Below are 23405 nucleotides of genomic sequence, written 5' to 3'. Positions count from 1 at the left end.
GGGTACATAATGGATTTAGGAACGTTATTATGGATTATTACAATTATAATGTGTGGGGTATTTCTTGTTATCTCTCTCAAGGTAAGTCGTAAAGCACAATCTAGTTTCTTAAATTATGCTATAGGGGGTAAATCCTTCCCTATTTATCTTATTCTTTTTACTCAGTTTGCAACCATCATGGGAGTAGGTAATTTTATCGGTCATGCAGGTAAAGGTTATCAGGTAGGCCTGCCTTGGCTCGCATTTATATTAGGCGAACAAGGTTCTAAAATCATTTTTGCATTATTTTTTGCAGGTCTTGCAGGTAAGTTTACCTATAATACTTTTCCAGAAATGATCGATGACATCATCGCTCGAGATAAAGTTACAAGAGCTTTAGGAGGTATTCTTGCTTCCATGATTATGATAGCCTGGGTAGGTGGGCAAGGCAAAGCTTTTGGACACATATTTAATATTGTTACAGGAGCAAATCCTATTCCTATTATTCTTTTGTTTACAGTAGTTTTCATTGTATATACGACGCTAGGGGGTGTATATTCAGTTGTCTGGACAGATTTATTTCAAGGCATATTAGTTGTCATCTTTGGAACTGCCTTTTATATCTATGCTTTTTCGCCGGTCAATTGGAGTTTAGCTGAACTTGGGATGCGCCTATCAGAAGTCGGCAAGTCTGAACTATGGAGTTTTAGAGGCACCAATACCATCGAACTCGTTACTAAATTTATAACAGGTTGTATTGGAATCTTGGTAGCCCAGATTTATTGGCAAAGATGCTTTGCTGCCAAAGATAAGAAAACTGCACGCAATGGGCTATTATGGAGTGGTATTGTAGCTATTATCTTTGTTGTACTTACCGCATTAGTTGGCATGGTTATTTTAACTTTAAATCAGGGTTTAGCCCCAGATGATGCTATGCCTTGGTTTATGTTAAATTATGTGCCTACTGGCATAGCAGCTATGATTTTTGCTCTCATATTAGCTGCAGGCATGTCATCAGCAGACTCTAACCTTAATTCTGCATCTGTTTTAATCACTAACGATCTTGTTAAACCCTTTAATAGTCACTTGAAAGATGCTCAGCTGGTAAAATGTGCAAAAATATTAACTGTAATTATTGGTATTTTTGCAAGCTTGGCTGCTATTTATGCAAGTTCAATCCTTGATCTATTCTCAAGAGCTTATTCGATGGCTGGAGGTGGATTGGTACCACTGCTGATTGTAGGCTTATTGTGGAAAGAACGTAGGGACGAGGCTTTTGAGATGGGCAGAAAAAATAGTAAAGTTACGCCTTGGGGCGCTAGGATTGGAATTGTTTCAGGTTCTATTCTTACACAAATTACAGCATTGGGGGCAAACAGAGTATTAACAGCACTTGTTATCTCAGTGTTTCTCATTATTGTAGTGTCTTTATTAACGCCTCCTTCCTCCCCAAAGATTCAGGAAGATACCCCTTAATTAAATAAACAAGCAGAAATGACTTTTAGATTGCAAGTGTTTGACTAATTTTTTATCTATTAATGCTAATAAAGAGGGGCTGTTTACTGTGTGTAATGAAATCATTTGCAGGTGTGAAGAAATAACAGCAGAAGAGATTGAGAAGGCCATTGAAGAAGGGGCTGAGACTACAAATGAAGTAAAAAGATTTACAAGGGCTGGCATGGGGCTTTGTCAAGGAAGAACCTGCCGAGTATTAGTAGAAAAAATCATTCAGCAAAAACTACATCGAGACGCTCAAGCTACTACTCCTGCCACATATAGAGAACCTGTTCGACCTATTCAGACAGGCAGCTTGAAATCTTTAAACGTAGATGGGTAAATTATATATATCATCGAGAAAGGTTGATCGCATTGTCCCGTATAAAACGCCACCCTATTTTAGGAGAATTAAGATCTCAAAAAGAAATAGAAATTATCGTAGATGGCAAAACATATATGGCGTATGAAGGCGAAATGATTGCATCAGCACTGCTGGCTTGCGGTAAGAAAGTCTTTCGGTATACACCAAAACACCATAGGCCTCGAGGTGTATTCTGTGCTATTGGAAAGTGTACAGATTGTATCATGACCGTTAATGGGATACCTAATATACGCACATGCATAACTCCGGTAGTAGATGGTATGATTATAGAAACCCAGCAGGGACTTGGAAGATGGGAAAGAAGTGAAGTTTATGATGCATAAAGAAGTGGTTGTAGTAGGTGCAGGGCCAGCAGGCTTGTCTGCTGCAATAGAAGCTGCAAGAGCAGGTGCCAAAGTATTACTGATAGATGAGAACAGAACTGTTGGTGGGCAGCTCTTTAAACAAATCCACAAGTTCTTTGGTTCAAAAGAACATCAAGCAGGAGTAAGAGGATTCCGTATCGCAAAGGATTTATTAAACCAAATACATGAAAACTCCAATATAGAGTTATGGCTTAACACTGAAGTTGTCGGCATCAATCAGGATAAGGAACTTTGGATGATTCAGCAAGCAAAGTCCGCTATTCAATTAAAAGCAGATAAGGTTATTATTGCTGCAGGTGCAATTGAAAAGCCTATTTATTTTCCGGGCTGGTCACTGCCGGGTGTAATGGGTGCAGGGGCAGCACAGACCATGATGAATATTCATAGAGTGCTCCCTGGAAAACGTGTTCTAATGGTTGGTTCTGGAAATGTGGGTGTTATTATTGCTTACCAGTTACTTCAAGCTGGGTCAGAAGTAGTTGGCATACTTGAAGCTTCATCAGAATTAGGAGGCTATGGCGTTCATACAGCCAAAATATGTAGAGCTGGAGTGCCTTTTTTTAGACCTTATACCATAAAGCGTGCTATAGGCAATTCATTTGTAGAAGCGGCAGAGATTGTACAGTTAGATCATCAGTGGCATCCGATTGCAGGAACTGAAAAAACATTAGATATAGACTTAATTTGTCTAGCAACTGGCTTCACGCCTTTAACAGAACTTGCTTGGACTAGCGGCTGCAAGTTTGCTTATATACCAGAACTTGGAGGACACTTACCTTTACATAATGATAGATTGGAAACAACTGTTTCAGGTATTTATATAGCTGGGGACATAAGTGGTATTGAAGAAGCAAGTACCGCTATGGAAGAGGGCAGATTAGCAGGTATTCACGCGGCTTTTGCCTTAGGCTGTACTTCAAAAAGCAGCTATGAAAAAATGAAAAATAAAATTTTAAAAAGACTTAATGCACTTCGAAGTGGACCAATGGATGCAAAGAGAAAACAAGGAAAAGAGATTATGTTTGAGGCATACTATAGGGAGTGGAGAAAATGATAAGTTTAAATCTTAAAAGCAAAGGTTATCCTACTTTAGAGGAGCTCAGAAGTCTAGGCTGCTATCCTTCATATGACGACTTTATGAAAGGACCTACTGCAGTAATTGAATGTATAGAAGAAATTCCATGTAACCCTTGCGAACTAACATGCAAGAAAAATGCTATTAAAATAGGTCAGCCAATTACAAATTTGCCTAAGATAGATGTGACACAATGTACAGGCTGTAGCCTTTGTTTATCTAAATGTCCTGGTTTAGCAATTTATATCAAAGATTATACTTATAACGAAAACCAATCACTTATAATTTTCCCTTATGAATTTTTACCTTTACCCCGTATTAGTCAAAAAGTGATGGCAGTAGACAGACAAGGTCAGGTAATATGTGAAGCAATAGTCACTAAGATTAATAAAAATAAAACAAATGACCATACAGCCATCATCTCTATGCTTTATCCAAAAGACCTTTTTCATGATGTTGTATCTATGAAAAGATTATAATTTCTTTCAAACAGTCATTAAACGGGCTGTTAAGTATAAAATACCTTCATCTATTAACGCTTTAAAGATGAAGGTATTTTATATTTAAATTGAATAATTTTTATAGATGGCTACAGCCATGTTGTGAAATGTGGTGGAGTGCTTCTTCAGCATTATCTTGCAGTTGAGGTTCAAGCGAAATATCTCCCAAAGCAACCATACCTACAAGGTTATTATTTTCGACAATAGGCAGCCTTCTTATTTGTTCCTGACTCATAATCTTTGCTGCCTCGTTAACATTCATCTCTGGACTACCTACAACAGGGTTAGAGGTCATAATTTCTTTAACTTTTTGTTGCTGTGAATTCTGACCTTCTGCTACGGATCTTAATGCAATATCTCTGTCAGTTACAATCCCAACTACTTTTTCTTGGCTGCATACTGGTATTGAACCTACATCATGCTGCTTCATTAGCTGAGCTGCTTTTTCAATAGAGTCGTCAGTACATAAGCTTGCAATTTCTTTTGACATTATATCTTTTACTTTCATAGTATCACCTCCAAAGTTATATTACCCTGCGAAAGGCTTTTTTATAAAAGTTTATTTTGGCAGTTAAACCAATCCAAAATATTCCATAATAGCTATTTATTTTCTTGCATTGCTTTATTTTTTAGTATATGATATAATGTAAAAATAATATTGTATTTTCAACTGCCTGACTTCGATTATTTAAGAATAATTTCGGAATTATAGAGCGGAAAACTCAATTAATTATGAGTTTTTCGCTCTTTTTATATTTGTATAACGAAAAGGAGTATATGATGAATAACATGGATTTGCAAAAGTTAACTGCCAAGGCTGGTGAAATGGCCTTACGTAATATCTGGGGTGAAAACGCCTATAAGATTAACATGATGATTTTGAAGCTAGATCGTAACAATTGTGCTGCTTGCACAAGACTAGCAAAATATTATAAACTTAAAAATAATATTACAAAGGCTAAAAACATGTATTTAAAAGCACTGCATATTGATCCCAATAACCGTGGAGCAATTAATAATTTAAGTGATATTGAAAGAGATCAAAAAGAAAGTGATGCTGTTGATCAGATTAAAACAACACGAGAATTATTAAAAGAAGGTCAAAGTGCTATTCAAAAAGGAAAGTATAATCTAGCTGCAAAACTCTTTTCAAGAGCTTATACTATCGAGCCCTTATTAACGCATGCGTTCAGTCTGGCTAATGCTTATAAACAGATGGAAAAGTATGACAGCATAGAGGAATTGTACCAAAAGCTTATTGACGAAAACACTGTACAAACAGACATTAAAACTATCAACAATGAGTTTAAAAGCCTGCGACTAAGTGAAGAATGCCTAGCAAAATAATTTCAAATATTAATATATCTGAGATAGGAGGTAGTTATTATGGGAGACAAAAGTCCTAGAAAACGTGAAGTTAAAAAAAAGAAAGTAGACAAAAAAACTGAAATAAAAACAATTTCTCCAATATCTATATTGGATACAACAAATAAAAAAATCTAATAGACAAATACTATAAAAGCAGCACATACTCGTAAATATGTGCTGCTTTTATAGTATTCCTTTGATTAAAATTAAATGAATTATCTTAACCAAAAACAAGTTGTATTTCAACATTATTTTGCTAAAATTAAGTATATAAAAACTACTTTTAAGAAGGTGAAAAAAATATGGAAGAAACATTTTACTGTCCAGATTGCAATTCAAAATTAGAGCGGTTGTACAGCTGTGGATCTGATAGTTATATCTGTAATGCATGTAGAAAGTTAGTATCAAGAAAAACTATTTTAACAGAAAAAGATGTAGTTACAAAAGTTGTAGAACTTGTAGTTAAAAAAATTGCGGAAGAAAAACTATAGTTATTAAGATAGCCAATAATAGACCCTAGATTTTTGTCAAAATATGTATCTAAAAATTTATTGTGTATTATTAGATATTAGTATAAAATCAATACATGAGTTTAAAAAAGAAGGGTAGGGAATGAAGTGGAAGGGTGGATTCTTTATAAAAACAATAGCTCCGAACTAAAACCAGAAGCTTATGAAATTAATCGTCTATTAGAAATATCCGAAGAGGAAGACATTAATATCAAGGTTTTGAAACCAGATCAAATTGATTTAATAGTAACAAGAGAAGATCGAAAAAGTATTTTGGTTGATGGCAATCCTGTATCCTTACCCGATTTTGTTCTACCTCGCATGGGTGCTGGAACAACTTACTTTGCATTAGCTGTTATCCGTCATTTGGAGCGGCTTGGGGTTCCTTGTTTTAATTCCTCTTTAAACATTGATATGGTAAAAGATAAATTGTTTACCCATCAAATTTTGGCAGAAAAGAACTTGCCTGTTCCCAAAACAATGCTGGCAAAATTTCCAGTTGATATACAGCTGATAGAGAAACACCTTGGGTTTCCAGTTGTTGTAAAGATATTATCAGGTTCTCAAGGTAAAGGTGTCTACTTATCTGAAAACAAAAAATCCTTCAATGATTTAATGCAGCTTATTGAAAGTAGTAACCCTAATGTTAATATCATTCTTCAAGAATTCATCCAAGATAGTTTTGGAAAAGACTTACGCGTCTTTACTATTGGCGGACGAGCTATAGCATGTATGGAAAGAAGCGCTATGGATGATAGTTTTAAGGCTAATTTTTCAGCTGGTGGACTGGTAAGAGAATATCCGCTAACGCCTGAAATAGAATGGCTTGCCACTGAAGTATCAAGAATCTTAGGTTTAGAAATTGCTGGGGTTGACCTACTCTTTTATGGTGATCATTTTAAAATCTGTGAAGTAAACTCTTCACCAGGATTCGAAGGACTCGAGAGCTGCTGCAATGTTAATATCTCTAAAGCTATCTATCATTACTTAAAAATACGTTTAGGCATTTATTAATACAGGTGTCTTAAAAAAATTTATAAACCACATAAAATCCCTCAACTAGGAGCATGACATCCAAAATTGAGGGATTTTATGTGGTTTATTGCTAAAAATAGAATCTATTATTTTAAGTTAGTACTTCCCATAAGAAAAATATCAACCGCCTTAGCAGCTTTTCTGCCTTCTGAAATAGCCCATACAACCAGTGATTGACCACGTCTCATATCGCCTGCTGCAAACACCTTTGGAATAGAAGTTTGGTTTTGACAATTGGTCTTTACATTACCTCTTTCATCAAGCTCTACACCAAGTTCTTTAAGCATCCCCTCGTGTTCCGGATGAAGAAATCCCATTGCAAAAAGTGCTAAATCACAAGGAATTTCGAATTGGCTGCCAGGAATCTCTTGAAGCCTTTCATCTAGCTTAACAGCATGTAACGTTTTGACTTGACCACCTTTACCACTAAAAGCTGCTGTTTTAACAGAGAATTCACGAATACCGCCTTCTTCCTGAGAAGTAGAGGTACGGAAAATCATAGGATAATTAGGCCACGGGTATTTGTCTGTACGTTCTTTTGGTGGTTCTGGCATAATTTCTAATTGGTAAACTTGTTTTGCCCCTTGTCTAATAGCCGTACCAATACAGTCACTTCCCGTATCACCACCACCTATAACTACTACGTTTTTATCTTTAGCAGTAATTTCACTTCCCGTAAGCGGAAACCCTTGAATACGCTCATTTTGCTGTCTAAGAAAATCCATAGCTACATGAAGACCATCAAGATTTCTACCCGGAACTGGAAGATCCCGTGCTTGTGTAGATCCTCCCGCAAGAACTATCGCATCAAAATGCTTTGTTAAATTACTTGTAAGATAATCTTTGCCTACCCATGTACTAGGACTAAATATTACCCCTTCATCTTCCATAAGATTTATGCGCCTATCAACAATATCTTTCTCAAGTTTAAAGTCTGGAATACCGTAAGTTAGAAGTCCACCTATTCGATTTGCTCTTTCAAATACAGTTACTGTATGGCCTGCTTTATTGAGTTGATCTGCCGCTGCAAGTCCAGCTGGGCCAGAGCCAATCACTGCTATTTTTTTACCAGTCCTCATAATAGGAGGATGTGGTTTGATCCAGCCTTCTTCATAAGCACGATTAATCACACTAAGCTCAATGTGTTTAATAGCAATAGGTGCCTCGTTAATACCTAATACACAGGCGCTTTCACAAGGCGCAGGGCAAACCGTACCAGTAAATTCTGGAAAATTATTTGTTTGATGCAAAATTTCAAGTGCCTTTTTCCATTGCCCTCGGTATACTAAGTCATTGAACTCTGGTATGGTATTACCTAATGGACAGCCTGTTTCTGAGGAACAAAATGGTACACCACAATCCATACATCTTGCTGCTTGGACTTGCATTTCATCATATCCAAGTGGGATATAGACGTCCTTATAATCATAGACACGTTCTTCTACAGGACGCTTCCCAAAATTTTTGCGTTCATATTCTTTAAAACCTGTTGCTTTTCCCATTTTATTCCTCCTTATCCTACCTTATTTTCTTTTTTTTGATTTTCAAGAATAGCTTTATAAGCAGTTGAAATAACACGGTAGAATTTCTTGCTTTGTGAAGACCAATTCTCTAAAATATTTTTTGCTTTTTTACTTTCTGTATAATGAATATGTTTATTGATTAAACTTTTTACAAATTCTTCATCGTCTGTAGCCATAAGTTTTTCAAGTTCTACAAATTCACGATTCAGTTCGCGCTCAAAAGTACCAAATTCATCATAAACATAGGCGATACCACCACTCATACCAGCAGCAAAGTTACGTCCAGTACCTCCAAGAACAAGTACACGTCCTCCAGTCATATATTCACAACCATGGTCACCAATACCTTCAACAACTGCAGTAGCCCCTGAGTTACGTACACAGAATCGTTCACCTGCACGGCCATTGATATAAACTTGGCCACTGGTTGCACCATAAAGGAGTGTATTACCAACAATAATATTCTGAGAAGCTTCAAAGGTAGCTGCTTGATCAGGTCTAATAATGATTTTACCACCAGATAAACCTTTGCCAACATAGTCATTAGCGTCTCCGTGAAGGATCATTGTAAAACCAGAAGCCGCAAAAGCGCCAAAGCTTTGACCTGCACTGCCTGTAAAAGTATAGGTAATAGTATCTTCAGGTAACCCATCGTTCCCATAACACTTTGCAATCTCACCACTAAGCATTGTTCCAACAGTACGATTAACATTTCTAATACTAAATTCAGCTTTTACAGGTGTTCCATCTGAGAGTGCATCTTTTGCTGCAGCAATCAATTCATGATCTAGTGCCTTATCAATATTATGATCCTGCTCCATTACTTTATGACCAATAATACGTTGTGGTAAGTTAGGTCTATAAAGTATAGCTGATAAATCTACACCTTGTGTTTTCCAATGTCTTATTGCATCATTAACTTCGAGTATATCTACACGACCAATCATTTCATCAATTGTTCTAAAACCTAAAGTTGCCATAAGCTCACGCACTTCCTCAGCTACAAAGAAGAAATACTTAATAAGATGTTCTGGTTTGCCTGTAAATTTCTTTCTAAGTTCAGGATCTTGTGTCGCAACGCCTACCGGACAAGTATTTAAATGACACTTCCTCATCATAATACAGCCTGATACAACAAGTGGAGCAGTGGAGAACCCAAATTCTTCTGCACCTAAAAGTGCTGCAATAACTACATCGCGTCCTGTTTTAAGCTGCCCATCTGTTTGAATTCTTACTCGGCTTCTAAGATCATTCAGAAGAAGTACTTGTTGTGTTTCTGAAAGTCCAAGTTCCCAAGGTACACCCGCATGCTTAAGCGAAGTAAGCGGAGAGGCACCAGTACCTCCATCATGCCCAGAAATAAGAATGACATCAGCTTTTGCCTTTGCCACACCAGCGGCTACTGTTCCAACGCCAACTTCTGAAACAAGCTTAACAGAAATACGCGCTAATGGATTAACATTTTTAAGATCATGGATAAGCTGCGCTAAATCTTCAATTGAATAAATATCATGATGTGGTGGTGGTGAAATTAGGTCAATGCCTGGGGTAGAGTGACGTACCTTACCAATAATCTCATTGACTTTTTTACCTGGAAGCTGCCCACCTTCACCAGGTTTTGCGCCTTGCGCCATCTTAATTTGCAGTTCATCTGCATTCACAAGATAATTTGTTGTTACACCAAATCTGCCGGAAGCAATTTGCTTTATGGAACTGCGTCTGTCATCTGCAAATCTTTCAGTATCTTCACCACCTTCGCCCGTATTCGAGCGTCCGCCAAGCGCATTCATTGCTTTTGCAATTGTTTCATGTGCTTCTTTACTAATTGAGCCAAAACTCATAGCACCTGTCGCAAAACGTTTAACAATATTTGCAGCTGGTTCAACAGTTTCAAGAGGTATAGGCTCACGCTTTTTAAAGCTAAGAAGACCACGAATCGTACATAGCGCTTCAGACTGATCGTTAATTGTCTGTGAAAATTCTTTAAATGTTTCAAAGTTACCTGAACGGGTAGATTGTTGTAATTTTGCAATTGTGTTTGGACTAAATAAGTGTTTTTCACCATTACGTCTATAGTGATACTGTCCACCTTGTTCAAGTGCTTCAATTGGATTACGTAGTTTTGCATAACCAACTATATGACGGGTCATTGCTTCCTTGGCTATAATATCTAGACCAATACCTTCTATTCTAGAAGCTGTGCCTGTAAAATATTTTGAAATAAGATCACTATTAAGTCCAATCGCTTCAAAAATTTGTGCACATCTATAACTTTGAATTGTAGAAATACCCATTTTTGAAATAACTTTAAGTAAGCCGCCCTTAATAGATTTCATATAATTATAATGCGCTTTTTCTTTTGGAATATCTTCAAGATAAAGATTATTATCGATCAAATCATCAATTGTTTCAAATGCAAGATATGGATTTATAGCTGTTGCACCATAACCTATAAGCAGTGCAAAGTGCATAACTTCCCGTGCTTCACCTGTTTCAACAACAATGTTAATATTTGTACGAAGTTTTTCTCTTATAAGATATTGATTAAGTGCACTCACTGCAAGGAGTGTTGGAATAGGTGCATGATAATTATCAATATTTCTATCTGATAAAATAATCACATTATAACCTTCTAAAATGGCAAGTTTTGCTCTTTCACATAGAATATCAAGTGCAGTTTCTAAATCCTTTCCTGTTCCTGGTGCCTTAAAGAGTGTAGGTATTTTAGTTGCTCTAAGATCAGAAATATTTAATTTGCTGATCTTTTCAAGATCTTCGTTACTAAGAATAGGGTGCTCAAGCTGAATAAATGAAAAATCTTGAACCTCATTTTTCAACAGATTTGAGTTTTGTCCGAAGAAAGAAACTAAACTCATAACTAACTCTTCACGAATAGGGTCTATCGGAGGGTTAGTAACTTGTGCAAATAATTGCTTGAAATAGTTATAAAGCAACTGAGGTTTATCAGATAACACAGCAAGTGGCGTATCTGTACCCATTGATCCAATAGGTTCTTTACCATCTTTCGCCATTGGTGCAATAATCATCTTAAGATCTTCATGGGTATAGCCAAAAGCTTGTTGTCTTTGAAGAAGGGTATCATTATCTCCTTTTGGCAAGTAAGCTGGTGTAGAAAAATCAGATAAAGTTAATTTGTTACGGCTAATCCAAGCAGTATAATCATGTGCTTTACAAAGATCTTGTTTAAGTTCTTCATCTCCAATAATTCTTCCTTCATTTAAATCTACTAAGAACATTTTTCCAGGTTCTAATCTTCCTTTATACGCAACATCAGATGGTTTTACTTCTAATACGCCTGTTTCAGAAGCAAGAATAACTGTATCATCTTTTGTTACGACATAGCGTGCTGGTCTAAGACCATTCCTATCAAGTGTTGCTGCAATTTGTGAGCCATTAGTAAAGGCAACTGCAGCTGGTCCATCCCATGCTTCAAGTGCTGTGGCATGATAGTTATAAAAAGCGCGTTTTTCTTTAGCCATAGCTACATTATTTTGCCAAGCTTCTGGAATAAGCATCATCATCGCATGTGTCAAAGAACGGCCTGTCTGCACAAGGAGTTCAAAAGCATTATCAAATGAGGCAGAGTCTGAACAGTTCGGCGTAATAATTGGGAAAAGCTTCTCAATATCGCTGCCAAAATACTCTGAGTTAAGCATGCCCTCTCTTGCATGCATCCAGTTACGGTTACCGTTAATTGTATTAATTTCACCATTATGCGCTATATATCTAAAAGGCTGGGCCAAGTCCCATGTTGGGAATGTATTTGTACTATAGCGTTGATGTACAAGCGCAAGCGCACTCTTAAACAGTGGATCTTTTAAATCTTTATAAAAAAAGCCAATTTGCTCTGCAAGCAGCAGTCCCTTATAAACAACAACTTTGCTTGATAAGCTTGGAATATAAAAATAATCTTTATTATGCATAGAAGAGTGACGTACAGCTTTTTCTGCGAGCTTTCTTACAATATAAAGCCTTCTTTCAAATTCTTCATAATTTCTATTTTCACGAGCAATAAAGACTTGCTTAATAAGTGGCTCTGTCCCTTTAGCAATTTCTCCAATACTGTTATGATCTACCGGAACATCTCTCCACCCTAAAATCTTAAGACCTTCCTCTAAAATAATCCCTTCTACAATGCCCTCGCATTCCAAAAGTTCATTAGATTCACGTGGTAAAAAGATCATACCTACAGCATAGTCGCCTTCATTTGGAAGTTCAATTTTACTTTTTTTACATACTTCTTTAAAAAATTCATGAGGTATTTGAGTAAGAATACCTGCCCCATCACCAGTATTCTCATCACAACCGGTAGCACCTCTATGGGTAAGGTTAACTAGAATTTCTAGACCTTTGGATACTATGTCATGGCTCTTTTTGCCCTTAATACTTGCAATAAAACCTACACCACAGTTGTCTTTCTCAAGATCTGGATTATATAAACCTTGTTGTTTGGGAAACCCAATTTTGTATGACATGTGATCAATTCCTTTCTTTTACGTAAGTGTTTAAATTATATTTAAAAAAAGATTACTCATTATCAATGTAATTAACTAAAGTGTATCTTGAATTTTATAATAGTTTTAAGACAATTGCAATATTATGACGAGAAAAAATCTAATTTTGTCGTTTTTTACATGCAATCTTTTAATAAGACCAGTAGCTAGAACCAAGTCTGTCAAATCATGTAAATAGTATATTTACAAGGCTTATCATTAGTTTAAATTATATTTTGCGGTCATATTAAAAAGTACTTAAAAAGATAAAAAAAATAATTCATCATGCATATCGCAAGATTCTTTTGCACGCGCTTCAAAAATTTCCAAGTCGTTTATTGTTATTATTCTAATTAAATATTACTTTAAATAGTCTTAGAATTCAAGAATCATAAAATTACCATAGCAAACTATATTCTTTGATAATTTCATCTGTTTCTCTCATTTAGTACTTTATTCTCCAACAGAATATACAGGCACATTATTATTTATTATTCATACTATAATATTGAACTGCCAGAAATGGTGATATTTGGTTTTAGGTTTTGTTACTGCCTGTAGATTGAAAGGAGTTTTTATAGTATGAACGATTATAAATCACAGCCACCTGCTATGAGTCCAAGAAATATTCATGGATATGGTGATATGAGAGACTTTAATAAATTAGATGTATATAATTATGAAAAAGTGGATTTAGTTATGTCAGATTCTTATAAATATGACAGCTTAGATAAAATGCCGCTTGCGATGGCTTATGTTCCTTGGCAAAAATGGAGAAATGTATATGATTTGAATATGGCTCTAGAAGTAGGCACGATTTTCCCTGAACTTAACTTGCCATTTTGCGGAAGAAGGGGTGAGAGAGAATGAGACCAAGCGAACGTGAAGAATTATTAAGATGTATAGATACAACAAGTTTCGCAATTGATGATGTTACACTCTATCTTGATACGCATCCTACAGATAAAGCTGCCCTAGAGTATTATGCAAAAGTAAACGCCCTCAGAAAACAAGCAATAAAAGATTATACTACTTACTTTGGCCCTTTAATGATAGATGATGTTAATACAACAAATATATGGTCTTGGGTGCAAGATCCTTGGCCATGGGAAATGGAGAGATAATAGCATGTGGAAATATGAAAAAAGATTACAATATCCAGTAAAAATTACAGCTACAAACCCCAAAATGGCTCAAGTTATCATTAGTCAGTTTGGTGGACCTGATGGGGAACTGGCAGCCTCAATGCGTTACTTATCACAAAGATATACAATGCCCTATAGAGAAGTAGCAGGGATTCTTACAGATATAGGAACTGAAGAATTAGCACACATGGAAATTGTAAGTACTATCGTACATCAGCTTACTAGAAACCTAAGTGTTGAAGAAATTAAAGCTTCTGGCTTCGATAAATATTATGTAGATCATACGCTTGGTCTATATCCAGTAGCCGCTTCTGGTCCGCCATTTACCGCCACCTATTTCCAGTCAAAAGGTGATCCTATTACTGATTTAAATGAGGATTTGGCTGCAGAACAAAAAGCAAGGACTACCTATGATAATATCTTGCGTCTTATAAAAGATCCTGAAATCTGTGATCCAATCAGATTTTTACGTGAAAGAGAGATCGTGCACTATCAACGTTTCGGTGAAGCACTTCGTATCGTACAGGATAAACTAGATTCAAAGAATTTTTATGCCTTTAATCCTGCTTTTGATAGAACAAAGATGAAATAGATAATCGATTTTTTGCAATTTAAATACTACTAAAATCCTAAGTATAAACTTAGGATTTTTTTTTAATAATACTATATGGCTAATTGTATTTGAATATAAAACAACATTTTAGATAAGAGTATAAGATTCTTGTTTTTTAGAATAATCAATGTTAAAATTAATAGAGTAGTATAGTCTTAGTATTACTAACTTTTGAAAGGGGATGTAACCTATGTTGAACGCAAAAATCGTTAAGCTTATTAATGAACAGATTAATAAAGAATTTTTTTCAGCTTACTTCTATCTTGATATAGCAAACTATTATATCTCAAAAAATTTAAATGGCTTTGGTAATTGGTTTAATGTACAAGCCCAAGAAGAACGTTCTCATGCAATGTTGTTTGTTAAATATCTCCAAAATAATGGTGAAGATGTAGAGCTAGATGATATTAAAGCTTTAAAAAGAAAGTTTGCTGACTTTAGTGAACCTCTTAACGCAACCTTGGAACATGAGATATTTGTAACAGAATCTATCAATAATATTTATGCTGCTGCCCTAGAAAATAAGGATTTCCGAACCACACAATTTTTAGATTGGTTTATCAAAGAACAGGGTGAAGAAGAACAGAATGCAGACGATCTCATTAAAAAGTATGACTTATTTGGTAAAGATGGTAAAGGCCTCTATCTATTAGATAGTGAACTGGCAGCCAGAGTATATGCACCACCTTCTCTTGTTATTTAGTTTATAAATATTTCAAATTCCTTAAAAAAAATCTTGTCATTTGATTAATTTTCAGTTATTATAGTATTTGTAGAAACTTTTGATTAAAGTAGGTGAGAGGGGACTAATGACTAAAGGACAGATTGAAGCTAAAATTAGTGAAGCAGTTAGCAAATTCGAAATCGAATTTATGGGACGTGGTCCTAAGGAAATTAATACACTCATTCTACAAGATATGATTATTATAAAACTAAATGGCTTTTTAAGCAAATCAGAAAAAAATCTTTCTGAAAATCAGCAGGGTGTTAAGCTCATCAAAGATGCCCGCACAGCTTTGTTTGAAAATGCCAGAGACTATTTTGAAGATATGATCAAAAAAATAATAGACATTAATATTCTAAGTACACATTCTGATGTAAGTACTAAGACGGGGCAAAAAATTATTATTTTGACAAGCGATTGTAACATAGAACAAATAATAATGAAAAACAATGAAAGATAATGGCAGACCAAACGAAGGATTTTTAAATCAGTCGCAAAGTGGGCCAGTATATTATGATTCAAGTAATTGAGTTATTATATGCTGGCCTTTTTTATTTGAAAAGACCTTTACTGCACTGTTTTATACATTAATTACAATGATGTTGTAGTAATTACCAATCAAACCGCCCTATAAATAATTCAAATACTAGTCTATAATTTTATTGTACAATTAATCTTTACTTAACTTATAATAATCACATTCGCATAAACAAAAGTTATTAGTTTATCTGCAGCAAAATACTTAATATAAGGAGATTCTAAAATGAATGAAACAATTTTTCAAAAAATGATATTACCTGAAGAATTAAGAAGTATTCTTGAAGAAAAAAGCAATATCGTTATCCCAGAAAGCCGTACACATCTTTATGATCTCGCTCTAGGAAATAGCACTAATGAAATATACGAAGTTGGTTATGATGTTCCAAATAAGGGTATTGTAACTGAAGTAACTGTAGCACGTTGTAAAAATGGGGCTGTTGTTAACTACACAGATGAATACATGAGAAGACGTGACCCTGATTCTATGGTAATTGCTGATACTAAAGAAACGGACAAACCTAAATATAAAGATTTATATGGTGAAAATTTTAACCCATTACGTGATATTACCTTTGATTGGCTTAAGTCACAAGACCTTATTGTGATGCCATTTATGGCAGGTGGAAGTGAATTTGGCTATCCAGCACTTTTAGTTGCACCATTAAATGCTGGTTTCTTTGCAGCAGGTCTTTCAGATCTACAGACATTTATTCCAGCAAGTGAAGTACCAGATAACTTTAAGCCAAGGGCCATTATTTATCTTGCACCACCTTTTAGACATACACATTTTGATGGTAAGCAAGTTGTAGTTCATAATAGACTTGAAAAAATGCATGAACTCTTCTCATACAACCTCTATCCAGGTCCAAGTGCTAAAAAAGGTATCTATGGCGTTCTATTAAATATAGGTGAAGATGAGGGCTGGGTAACAGCTCATGCTTCAACAGTAAAAGTTATCACACCATATGACAATATTATAACTATTATGCATGAGGGAGCAAGTGGCGGCGGTAAAAGTGAAATGTTAGAACCTATTCATACTGAGCTTAATGGGGATATCGTTCTTAGTACAAATACGGTTACAAAAGAAAAAACTTACATTGAACTTAGTGATAGCTCCGAACTTCAGCCTGTAACAGATGATATGGCGTTATGCCATCCTTCAATTCAAAATGATAGTGGAAAACTTGTTGTAACAGATGCTGAGCAAGGATGGTTCTTAAGAATTAATCATATCGATCATTATGGTACAGATCCTCATTATGAAAACCTTTGCATTCACCCAAAAGAGCCACTTATTTTCTTAAACTTACAAGGAACACCAAACTCAACTTGCCTTATATGGGAACATACTATGGATGCCCCTGGTAAGCCATGCCCTAATCCTAGAGTTATTATGCCTAGAAGATTTATTCCTGATATTGTAAGTGAACCTGTAGAAGTTGATGTACGCAGCTTTGGTGTAAGAATGCCTGCTTGTACAAAAGAAACACCATCTTATGGTATTATGGGACTATTCCACGTATTACCGCCTGCACTCGGGTGGCTTTGGAGGCTTGTTGCACCACGTGGATTTGCTAACCCAAGTATATTAGATTCGGAAGGAATGAGCAGTGAAGGTGTAGGTTCTTATTGGCCATTTGCTACTGGAAGAATGGTAGATCAAGCTAACCTTTTACTTGAGCAGATTATTAATACACCAAACACGCGTTATATTCTTATTCCTAATCAGCATGTGGGCGCGCATAAAGTAAGTTTTATGCCACAATGGATTGCAAGAGAATATTTAGCAAGAAGAGGAAGCGCTAAATTTAGATCTGAACATTTAGCAGAATCTAGATGTGCTATATTAGGCTATGCTTTAGACAGTCTCAAAATTGATGGAATGACTCTCAGCAAGGGATATTTACAAACTAACTATCAGCCTGAAGTAGGTAATGAAGGTTACGATCAAGGTGCAAAAATTCTTCTTGATTTCTTTAAAGAAGAGCTTTCTAAATATTTATCACCAGAGCTTCACCCACTCGGAAGAAAAATTATAGAATGCTGCTTAAATGATGGTACTATAGATGACTACATCGAACTTATGCCTATGAAATTATAGCAGTTATATATATAGGAGGCTATAATATGATTAAAGAACAACTTGAAGCTAAAATATCTGAAGCTGTCAATAAGTTTGAAATAGAATATATAGGTCGTACAGCAAAACAAATTAAAACTGTAATCATTAATGATCTTATTATTATAAGGCTCCAGGGCTTTTTAAGTTGGTCCGAACAAAATTTAGCTGTTAATGATGAAGGTATTGATCTTATTAAAAAAATAAAACTAGTGCTCTTTGAAAACAGTCAGGAATATTTGGCAGCCATTATAAAAGAGATAACTGGTTGTGATGTCATTAATATGTATTCAGATGTTTGTATAAAAACTGGAGAAAAAGTTATCCTTATAACATTATCAGAGTACCTAGAAATTTAATGCAATAGGGGGATTACATCATGGACAAAGGTTCTAGAGAACATTTGTTATACAAGGACTTAATAAACTATAACCCTAATAAATGGCGCATTAACCTCCCTTTTGTGCATTATAGTTTAAAACTAGAAGATATTATCCCAGCTTTATCAGGAGGGATTGGAAAAATCGCTCTTGTAGCAGCATTTGCTGTAGCTTGGGCCAGGGGATTTAATATTGTTGATCCTTCATTTGTAACAGAAAACGTTCGTCTGGAACTTATGATTGGAGGTCTTTTTACAATATTATTTTCTGCTGTATGGGCTCCCCATACAGCTCCACCTGGAACACTTGCACCTATTATTCCTTTAATACCTATCATTGTAGCTGCTGGTGTCCATCCTTTACCCCTTAGTTTATTGATTGGGATTATTGGAATTATAATATCCTCCATGCGAGGGTTTAAGAAAGTCATTACACTTAATGGCCAAGGAACAACAGCAGGTATTATCCTTTTATTTGGCTTACTAGGAACAACAAGTTCACTTGAAAGCTTAAGGAGTTGGTCTGCAGGTTTACAAGTTCCTCTACTTGCAAACCTGCTTATTATTTCAGGGATCTTGATGTATGTATTTTTAAATAGAATAAAGGCTAAATATCTTATGATTCCTTTTTCTGCACTTCTAGCACTTATATTATCTGGGTTATTTGGCATTTATCCTCAATTAACTACAAGTCTAGGGGTACCTATTCTTAGCCCAACCACATGGTGGTACGAAAAGTGGGGGATAGGCTTTGGAATGAATATAAACAATTTTATTAAGGCTTTTCCATTTGCACTTCTTGCTGTTGCAATATGGCCTATAGATGCTTTAGCAATTAAAAAGATTCAAGAAGCTAACTATCCTAAAGAAGCAAATAAAGCTTTATTTAATATGGATGATACATATATTATTGTGGCTTTAAGAAATATTGCTGGTGCATTGATGGGTGGTGGTCAAATTGCCTCCATATGGAGAAGTTTTATGATACCTCTAGCAACCGTGAAACGTCCAATAGTCGGCAGTGCTTTAGTTTTAGGTATTATAGGCATTCTATTTGGATTACTTGGTTTTCCTATAGATATTGCAGTGTTCCCCCCTTTACTATGGCTTGTGCTAATTGTTGGTGTGTATATTCCACTATTAGAAGTTGGCCTAAATGCTATGAAGACTGTAGAAATATCTCAAGTAGCTATAACATGTATTATAATCGGTATTGCAATTAATCCAATTATTGGCTGGGTCGTAGGACTACTTATCGAAAACTTTAATATGCTTGGCCCAAAAGATACGGCTCCGCGCTTATCTAAACAAGATAAGTGGTTTACTCTAATAATTATTTTAATTATAACAAGTACTTATGTGTATACGTATAGTATACCTCATTGAGATTAAACTCAATACAATAAAGAGGTTAGTTAAAAGTTTTGAACTTTTAACTAACCTCTTTTTCTTATCTTGACATACACCTTTCGTTTTATAAACGTAGCAGGTAAAATTACGCCAATAAGTGTCCTGAGAAACACTTTATTTTTCATGATGGATTTTATCATGTTCATACAGGTATTTCTAGATTTAATAACTTTATCAAAAACCTCTTGATGTTCTACTTTTTTAACAAAATAAATACTTGAATTTTAATTTATATTAAGATAAACTATATTATATGAATTTAAACAAAGGTGTTTAAACATTTTATGCAAAATGTTTAGGCACCTATTTTTTTAGGGGGTATTTATTATGAAAAGGCAACTGTATTTACTATTTCAAGTATTTATTTTAATTCTGTGTTGTATTTGGTATACTTTTTTACCTTTTACCAAGTATTTGTTGATTAATAGTGTTTTTTTGATCTGCCTATTATTAGCTCAAAGTTTTCTTTATAAAAAACAAATGTCCTACATAAGCAGCTTACAAGAAAAGCTTTCAAACCATGAAAATAATTACAAAAAACTAGGCTATGAATTAAATGTCGCTTCTAGTCAGGTTTCCTCTGTATCTCAAAATTTATATATTACTTTAGAAGAAAACAACGCATTTACACAACAGCTATTTGCTCAGACCGAAGAGATGTCAAACTTAAATACTTCTGTAACAACTAATATTACGCATACTATTACAGCCATTAAACAGGTCTTAAGTGTTTTAGATCAAGTAGAACTTACAACCTCTAATTTAAAAGAAATAAGTCTTGCTTCTAGTCAGGTGATTAATACAAGTCTTACCGAAATTATGGATATTTTAAATACAATTAATGAAATACAAACTTCCTCAGATTCAACTATTAAATATATGGACAGGCTCAATGTCACTTCAAAAGAAATTTTACATATTTTAGATTCAGTTCATAGTATTTCTGATCAAACACACCTTTTAGCCCTTAATGCATCTATTGAATCCGCACGGGCTGGTGAAGCTGGCAAAGGATTTGCTGTTGTAGCTGATGAGATTAGGAAGCTTTCTATGAGTACATCTGACGCTGTTAAAGATGTTAATACCTTAATTGATAGTATCCAAAATGAATTAAATGCAGTTAATAAACATGTCTTAGACAATTCTAAAAAAGTAGAGATTGGCGTAACTAAATCAAAAAAAATAGAAGAGAGTTTGGAGAAAATAAAAGTTTCTTTTGGGGAAGTCGTTCATTTAGTTGATGAAATCTCTGTATTATCAACAGAAGAAACTCATTTAGCTCAAAGTGTAGATAGTAGTATAGGAAGTGTAGAATCTGTAGTGGAGCGAACTGCAAGCAGCGTAGAAGGTGTTTTTGATTCTGTAAATAAACAAAAGGATAGTCTTGAAGATATTGCTGATATGAGCAGTCGCTTAAATGAATCTTCCAATATGCTTTCTCTTTTATTACAAGACTATAAGCTTGATGAAATATCAGTTTTAAAACAAGATATTGTAGGACATTATTTAGATCAATTCAAAAAAATGATAGAACAACTATCCTATAATAAAGCATTTATTCAGCTTGATAAATCTATACATTCTCAGGTTCTAAAAGATCTTATAAATTCTAATGATTTTATTGAAGCAATATGGACTAATGGAGATAAAGGTAAGTTTGTAATGTCTATTCCTCCAGCTGGTATTGCAAATGGCAGTGTAAGAGAGTGGTTTAAAAAAAGCATATCTGGAGAGTATTACATCTCAAAACCATACATTTCTGCTATTACCCGAATCCCCTGTATTACCCTATCAGCACCTATAAAAGACCCATCTGGATATATCCGCGGGGTAATAGGTATTGATATTAAACTTATGGAACAATAGTATTTTCTTATTTAATAAAAGGCAAGCCTATTCATTTTTTGAATAGGCTTGCCTTTTATTAAATGATTATTTTTAAGATACTTTAGTTAATATGCTTACTTTGAAAACCTTCTCTTTTAATTGAATGTTTTTTTTCTGTTCGATTACTATTTTTAGCTTCTTCAGAAGTAAGCGGTGTTTGATAATTACACTTTTTCATACGCACTTCTTTCGGATCAATCTGACTGTCCTTTGCCATTTAAAACAACTCCTTTCATAATTAGTTTGAGTTGTTTTAAGGTTTTTCTTACCTGCCAATTTCTGCTTTATAAAATTTTGCCGTCTATAGAAACTGTAACAATATTAAAAGGTAAAATTTTTCTGGCATTAAGCAGAGCATTTTGTGTAGCTGTTACTATGCCTGCACAACAAGGTACTTCCATACGTACAACGGTAACGCTTTTGATGTTATTCGTACTAAAAATCTGTGTTAGCTTTTCTTCATAGCGGACACTATCAAGTTTTGGGCATCCTATAAGTGTAATTTTGTTTTTCATGAAAGTTGCATGAAACCCAGCATAGGCAAAAGCTGTACAGTCTGCCGCTATAAGTATTTCAGCATCTTCAAAATAAGGTGCATTTGGCGGAACAAGTTGTATCTGACAAGGCCACTGTCCCAGTTGAGATATATTTTGATCAGTTGTTTGTACTACTGGCGCAGAAGTTTCTTTATTTTCTCTAACTAATGCTTTTGAGCGTGTTGAAGGACATTGAAAAGGTACCCCTGATACAGGTTTGCTTTTAGCAATATGTTCTTCTACAGCTTTTTCATCATAGGCATCAGCTTCTCTTTCAATGATATGAATAGCATCAACGGGACATGCTGGCAGACAATCCCCAAGTCCATCACAGTAGATATCTGAAACAAGTTCAGCTTTTCCATTAATAATTTTAAGTGCACCTTCATGACATGCGCTAACACATACGCCACACCCGTTGCACTTTTCTCGGTCTATAGTTACTATTTTACGTTTCATCTATATTCACTCCCCTTGAGATTTTTATTTTATTTTTGATAAGTTTATTATATAATAGAGAAAACATAATAGCTGTAACTATAGTTACAAAAAATGAGGTGCTTTATGGACAATATTAAATCTATACTTTTAAGTACTAAATTATTCCGTGATTTGACCCCTGATGAATTAGATCAGTTACTTGCAACTCAAAATATCACTGTTACAACTTATAAAAAAAATAATTTCATTGTCTATGCTGGTGAAAAAATAACAAGTATAGGTCTTGTAATAAGTGGTCATGTTTTAGTCACTAAAGAAAATGTACTGGGTGAGCGTATAATTATGAGTGCATTAGGCAAAGGAAGCTTATTTGGCGAAATAGGTGCCTTTTCTGATAAGGAAGTATGGCCTGCTACTGTTATTGCTCAAGATGAAGTTTGCGTATGTTTTATTAATAAAGCTATCTTTTTTGTAGGGTGTGTAAAAAACTGTCAAAGTCATCGTAAAATAATTTTTAATATGCTTAATATTATTTCAAATAAAGCGATGTTTCTTAATAGAAAAGTTGAGTATCTCAGTTTTAAAAGTGTACGAAGCAAGATAGCTGCTTTTTTACTAGATGAATATAAGAAAACCAAAAGTTTAACTTTATCGCTTACCATTAATCGTAATGAACTTGCAGATTTTCTAAACATAACACGGCCTTCGTTATCTAGAGAACTTGCTAATATGAAGATGGATGGGCTTATTGACTATCATAAGTATACCATTAAAATTCTGGATCTTGAAACTTTATCTATACTCTAAATCTAGCACATACAACTTATCCATTGAATCGTCTACCTATTTCATGTAGAATGA

Annotated in this window: 23 protein-coding genes; 18 read left to right on the top strand and 5 right to left on the bottom strand. The window is 34.7% G+C overall.

Translation table 11 applies throughout. From position 1 onward, the window contains the following. The first annotated feature begins 9 nt into the window (after positions 1-9). From BN3326_RS03185 to BN3326_RS03165, 5 genes are read left to right on the top strand one after another with little or no spacing between them, the layout of a single operon-like run. Entirely contained in the window at positions 10-1455 is a 1446-nt protein-coding gene (locus BN3326_RS03185) for a sodium:solute symporter family protein (RefSeq protein WP_069997657.1), read from the top strand. A 40-nt stretch (positions 1456-1495) separates the two neighbouring features. Next, positions 1496-1816 (top strand): (2Fe-2S)-binding protein, encoded by a 321-nt coding sequence (locus tag BN3326_RS03180; RefSeq protein ID WP_242875927.1) that lies wholly within the window; start codon positions 1496-1498, stop codon positions 1814-1816. Between the two features lie 32 nt (positions 1817-1848). Next, positions 1849-2181 carry a (2Fe-2S)-binding protein gene (locus BN3326_RS03175; RefSeq protein ID WP_069997656.1) on the top strand — a complete coding sequence of 111 codons (333 nt, stop codon included), beginning with the start codon at positions 1849-1851 and terminating at the stop codon, positions 2179-2181. Beyond that, positions 2171-3277 (top strand): NAD(P)/FAD-dependent oxidoreductase, encoded by a 1107-nt coding sequence (locus BN3326_RS03170; RefSeq protein WP_069997655.1) that lies wholly within the window; start codon positions 2171-2173, stop codon positions 3275-3277. Before BN3326_RS03175 ends, BN3326_RS03170 begins: the two co-directional genes overlap by 11 nt. Further along, positions 3274-3777, top strand: a complete 504-nt coding sequence (locus BN3326_RS03165) for a 4Fe-4S binding protein (protein ID WP_069997654.1) — start codon at positions 3274-3276, stop codon at positions 3775-3777. The genes BN3326_RS03170 and BN3326_RS03165 overlap by 4 nt, the downstream gene beginning before the upstream one ends. Positions 3778-3877: 100 nt before the next feature. On the opposite strand, the gene BN3326_RS03160 is transcribed toward BN3326_RS03165, so the two are convergent. After that, positions 3878-4306: a CBS domain-containing protein gene (locus tag BN3326_RS03160; RefSeq protein WP_069997653.1), complete on the bottom strand. Its 429-nt coding sequence runs from the start codon at positions 4304-4306 to the stop codon at positions 3878-3880. Between the two features lie 272 nt (positions 4307-4578). Here BN3326_RS03160 and BN3326_RS03155 point away from each other — a divergent pair, with 272 nt between their 5' ends. From BN3326_RS03155 to BN3326_RS03145, 3 genes are all read left to right on the top strand, one after another. Continuing rightward, entirely contained in the window at positions 4579-5145 is a 567-nt protein-coding gene (locus BN3326_RS03155; protein ID WP_069997652.1) for a tetratricopeptide repeat protein, read from the top strand. A 323-nt stretch (positions 5146-5468) separates the two neighbouring features. Then, the gene (locus BN3326_RS03150) at positions 5469-5657 is read left to right on the top strand and encodes a YfgJ family double zinc ribbon protein (RefSeq protein WP_069997651.1); all 189 of its coding nucleotides are present in this window, start codon (positions 5469-5471) and stop codon (positions 5655-5657) included. 126 nt (positions 5658-5783) lie between these two features. Then, positions 5784-6689, top strand: coding sequence for an ATP-grasp domain-containing protein (locus tag BN3326_RS03145; RefSeq protein WP_069997650.1), 906 nt, complete (start codon positions 5784-5786; stop codon positions 6687-6689). Positions 6690-6796: 107 nt separating this feature from the next. Here BN3326_RS03145 and BN3326_RS03140 read toward each other — a convergent pair whose 3' ends face one another. Both BN3326_RS03140 and gltB read right to left on the bottom strand, forming a co-directional pair. Then, positions 6797-8212, bottom strand: coding sequence for a glutamate synthase subunit beta (locus BN3326_RS03140; protein ID WP_069997649.1), 1416 nt, complete (start codon positions 8210-8212; stop codon positions 6797-6799). Between the two features lie 11 nt (positions 8213-8223). Next, the gene (gene gltB, locus BN3326_RS03135) at positions 8224-12729 is read right to left on the bottom strand and encodes a glutamate synthase large subunit (protein ID WP_069997648.1); all 4506 of its coding nucleotides are present in this window, start codon (positions 12727-12729) and stop codon (positions 8224-8226) included. Between the two features lie 600 nt (positions 12730-13329). On the opposite strand from gltB, the gene BN3326_RS21105 reads away from it, so the two are divergent. The 9 genes from BN3326_RS21105 to BN3326_RS03090 all read left to right on the top strand — a co-directional run bounded on the left by BN3326_RS21105 (position 13330) and on the right by BN3326_RS03090 (position 21546). Continuing rightward, positions 13330-13617: a spore coat associated protein CotJA gene (locus tag BN3326_RS21105; RefSeq protein WP_069997647.1), complete on the top strand. Its 288-nt coding sequence runs from the start codon at positions 13330-13332 to the stop codon at positions 13615-13617. Then, complete coding sequence (locus BN3326_RS03125) at positions 13614-13871, top strand: spore coat protein CotJB (RefSeq protein WP_069997646.1); 258 nt, start codon at positions 13614-13616, stop codon at positions 13869-13871. Before BN3326_RS21105 ends, BN3326_RS03125 begins: the two co-directional genes overlap by 4 nt. A gap of 4 nt (positions 13872-13875) precedes the next feature. After that, complete coding sequence (locus tag BN3326_RS03120; RefSeq protein WP_069997645.1) at positions 13876-14484, top strand: manganese catalase family protein; 609 nt, start codon at positions 13876-13878, stop codon at positions 14482-14484. Between the two features lie 211 nt (positions 14485-14695). Then, positions 14696-15208 carry a ferritin gene (locus tag BN3326_RS03115; RefSeq protein WP_069997644.1) on the top strand — a complete coding sequence of 171 codons (513 nt, stop codon included), beginning with the start codon at positions 14696-14698 and terminating at the stop codon, positions 15206-15208. A gap of 106 nt (positions 15209-15314) precedes the next feature. Further along, positions 15315-15689 carry a Na-translocating system protein MpsC family protein gene (locus BN3326_RS03110; protein ID WP_069997643.1) on the top strand — a complete coding sequence of 125 codons (375 nt, stop codon included), beginning with the start codon at positions 15315-15317 and terminating at the stop codon, positions 15687-15689. A 303-nt stretch (positions 15690-15992) separates the two neighbouring features. Beyond that, positions 15993-17873, top strand: coding sequence for a DUF4914 family protein (locus BN3326_RS03105; RefSeq protein ID WP_069997642.1), 1881 nt, complete (start codon positions 15993-15995; stop codon positions 17871-17873). Positions 17874-17899: 26 nt separating this feature from the next. After that, on the top strand, positions 17900-18250 hold the full coding sequence (locus tag BN3326_RS03100) for a Na-translocating system protein MpsC family protein (RefSeq protein WP_069997641.1): 351 nt from the start codon (positions 17900-17902) through the stop codon (positions 18248-18250). Between the two features lie 20 nt (positions 18251-18270). Then, positions 18271-19656 (top strand): DUF3360 family protein, encoded by a 1386-nt coding sequence (locus BN3326_RS03095; protein ID WP_069997640.1) that lies wholly within the window; start codon positions 18271-18273, stop codon positions 19654-19656. Positions 19657-20007: 351 nt separating this feature from the next. Then, on the top strand, positions 20008-21546 hold the full coding sequence (locus BN3326_RS03090) for a methyl-accepting chemotaxis protein (RefSeq protein WP_069997639.1): 1539 nt from the start codon (positions 20008-20010) through the stop codon (positions 21544-21546). 82 nt (positions 21547-21628) lie between these two features. Here BN3326_RS03090 and BN3326_RS21855 read toward each other — a convergent pair whose 3' ends face one another. Both BN3326_RS21855 and BN3326_RS03085 read right to left on the bottom strand, forming a co-directional pair. Then, positions 21629-21784, bottom strand: coding sequence for a hypothetical protein (locus tag BN3326_RS21855; protein ID WP_171903751.1), 156 nt, complete (start codon positions 21782-21784; stop codon positions 21629-21631). Positions 21785-21851: 67 nt separating this feature from the next. Continuing rightward, a complete protein-coding gene (locus BN3326_RS03085; protein WP_069997638.1) occupies positions 21852-22562 on the bottom strand; it encodes an ATP-binding protein in 711 nt (236 codons plus the stop codon). A 105-nt stretch (positions 22563-22667) separates the two neighbouring features. Between BN3326_RS03085 and BN3326_RS03080 the strand changes: the two genes are divergently transcribed. After that, entirely contained in the window at positions 22668-23351 is a 684-nt protein-coding gene (locus tag BN3326_RS03080; RefSeq protein ID WP_069997637.1) for a Crp/Fnr family transcriptional regulator, read from the top strand. Positions 23352-23405 lie beyond the last annotated feature (54 nt).

The sequence above is a fragment of the Cellulosilyticum sp. I15G10I2 genome (assembly GCF_900095725.1).
GTDB lineage: Bacteria > Bacillota > Clostridia > Lachnospirales > Cellulosilyticaceae > FMMP01.
The sequence above is the reverse complement of the archived record's forward strand: the minus strand, read 5'-3'. Positions and strand labels throughout refer to the sequence as shown.

Bases quoted from the DNA above. Each gene is read 5' to 3' on its own strand.
- BN3326_RS03120 (WP_069997645.1), top strand. From the start codon at position 13,876: ATGTGGAAATATGAAAAAAGATTACAATATCCAGTAAAAATTACAGCT.
- BN3326_RS03125 (WP_069997646.1), top strand. From the start codon at position 13,614: ATGAGACCAAGCGAACGTGAAGAATTATTAAGATGTATAGATACAACA.
- BN3326_RS03140 (WP_069997649.1), bottom strand. From the start codon at position 8,212: ATGGGAAAAGCAACAGGTTTTAAAGAATATGAACGCAAAAATTTTGGG.
- BN3326_RS03110 (WP_069997643.1), top strand. From the start codon at position 15,315: ATGACTAAAGGACAGATTGAAGCTAAAATTAGTGAAGCAGTTAGCAAA.
- BN3326_RS03090 (WP_069997639.1), top strand. From the start codon at position 20,008: ATGAAAAGGCAACTGTATTTACTATTTCAAGTATTTATTTTAATTCTG.
- BN3326_RS03165 (WP_069997654.1), top strand. From the start codon at position 3,274: ATGATAAGTTTAAATCTTAAAAGCAAAGGTTATCCTACTTTAGAGGAG.
- BN3326_RS03085 (WP_069997638.1), bottom strand. From the start codon at position 22,562: ATGAAACGTAAAATAGTAACTATAGACCGAGAAAAGTGCAACGGGTGT.
- BN3326_RS03160 (WP_069997653.1), bottom strand. From the start codon at position 4,306: ATGAAAGTAAAAGATATAATGTCAAAAGAAATTGCAAGCTTATGTACT.
- BN3326_RS03185 (WP_069997657.1), top strand. From the start codon at position 10: ATGGATTTAGGAACGTTATTATGGATTATTACAATTATAATGTGTGGG.
- BN3326_RS03105 (WP_069997642.1), top strand. From the start codon at position 15,993: ATGAATGAAACAATTTTTCAAAAAATGATATTACCTGAAGAATTAAGA.
- BN3326_RS03100 (WP_069997641.1), top strand. From the start codon at position 17,900: ATGATTAAAGAACAACTTGAAGCTAAAATATCTGAAGCTGTCAATAAG.
- BN3326_RS21855 (WP_171903751.1), bottom strand. From the start codon at position 21,784: ATGGCAAAGGACAGTCAGATTGATCCGAAAGAAGTGCGTATGAAAAAG.
- BN3326_RS03095 (WP_069997640.1), top strand. From the start codon at position 18,271: ATGGACAAAGGTTCTAGAGAACATTTGTTATACAAGGACTTAATAAAC.
- BN3326_RS03080 (WP_069997637.1), top strand. From the start codon at position 22,668: ATGGACAATATTAAATCTATACTTTTAAGTACTAAATTATTCCGTGAT.
- BN3326_RS03150 (WP_069997651.1), top strand. From the start codon at position 5,469: ATGGAAGAAACATTTTACTGTCCAGATTGCAATTCAAAATTAGAGCGG.
- BN3326_RS21105 (WP_069997647.1), top strand. From the start codon at position 13,330: ATGAACGATTATAAATCACAGCCACCTGCTATGAGTCCAAGAAATATT.
- BN3326_RS03155 (WP_069997652.1), top strand. From the start codon at position 4,579: ATGAATAACATGGATTTGCAAAAGTTAACTGCCAAGGCTGGTGAAATG.
- BN3326_RS03115 (WP_069997644.1), top strand. From the start codon at position 14,696: ATGTTGAACGCAAAAATCGTTAAGCTTATTAATGAACAGATTAATAAA.
- BN3326_RS03170 (WP_069997655.1), top strand. From the start codon at position 2,171: ATGATGCATAAAGAAGTGGTTGTAGTAGGTGCAGGGCCAGCAGGCTTG.
- gltB (WP_069997648.1), bottom strand. From the start codon at position 12,729: ATGTCATACAAAATTGGGTTTCCCAAACAACAAGGTTTATATAATCCA.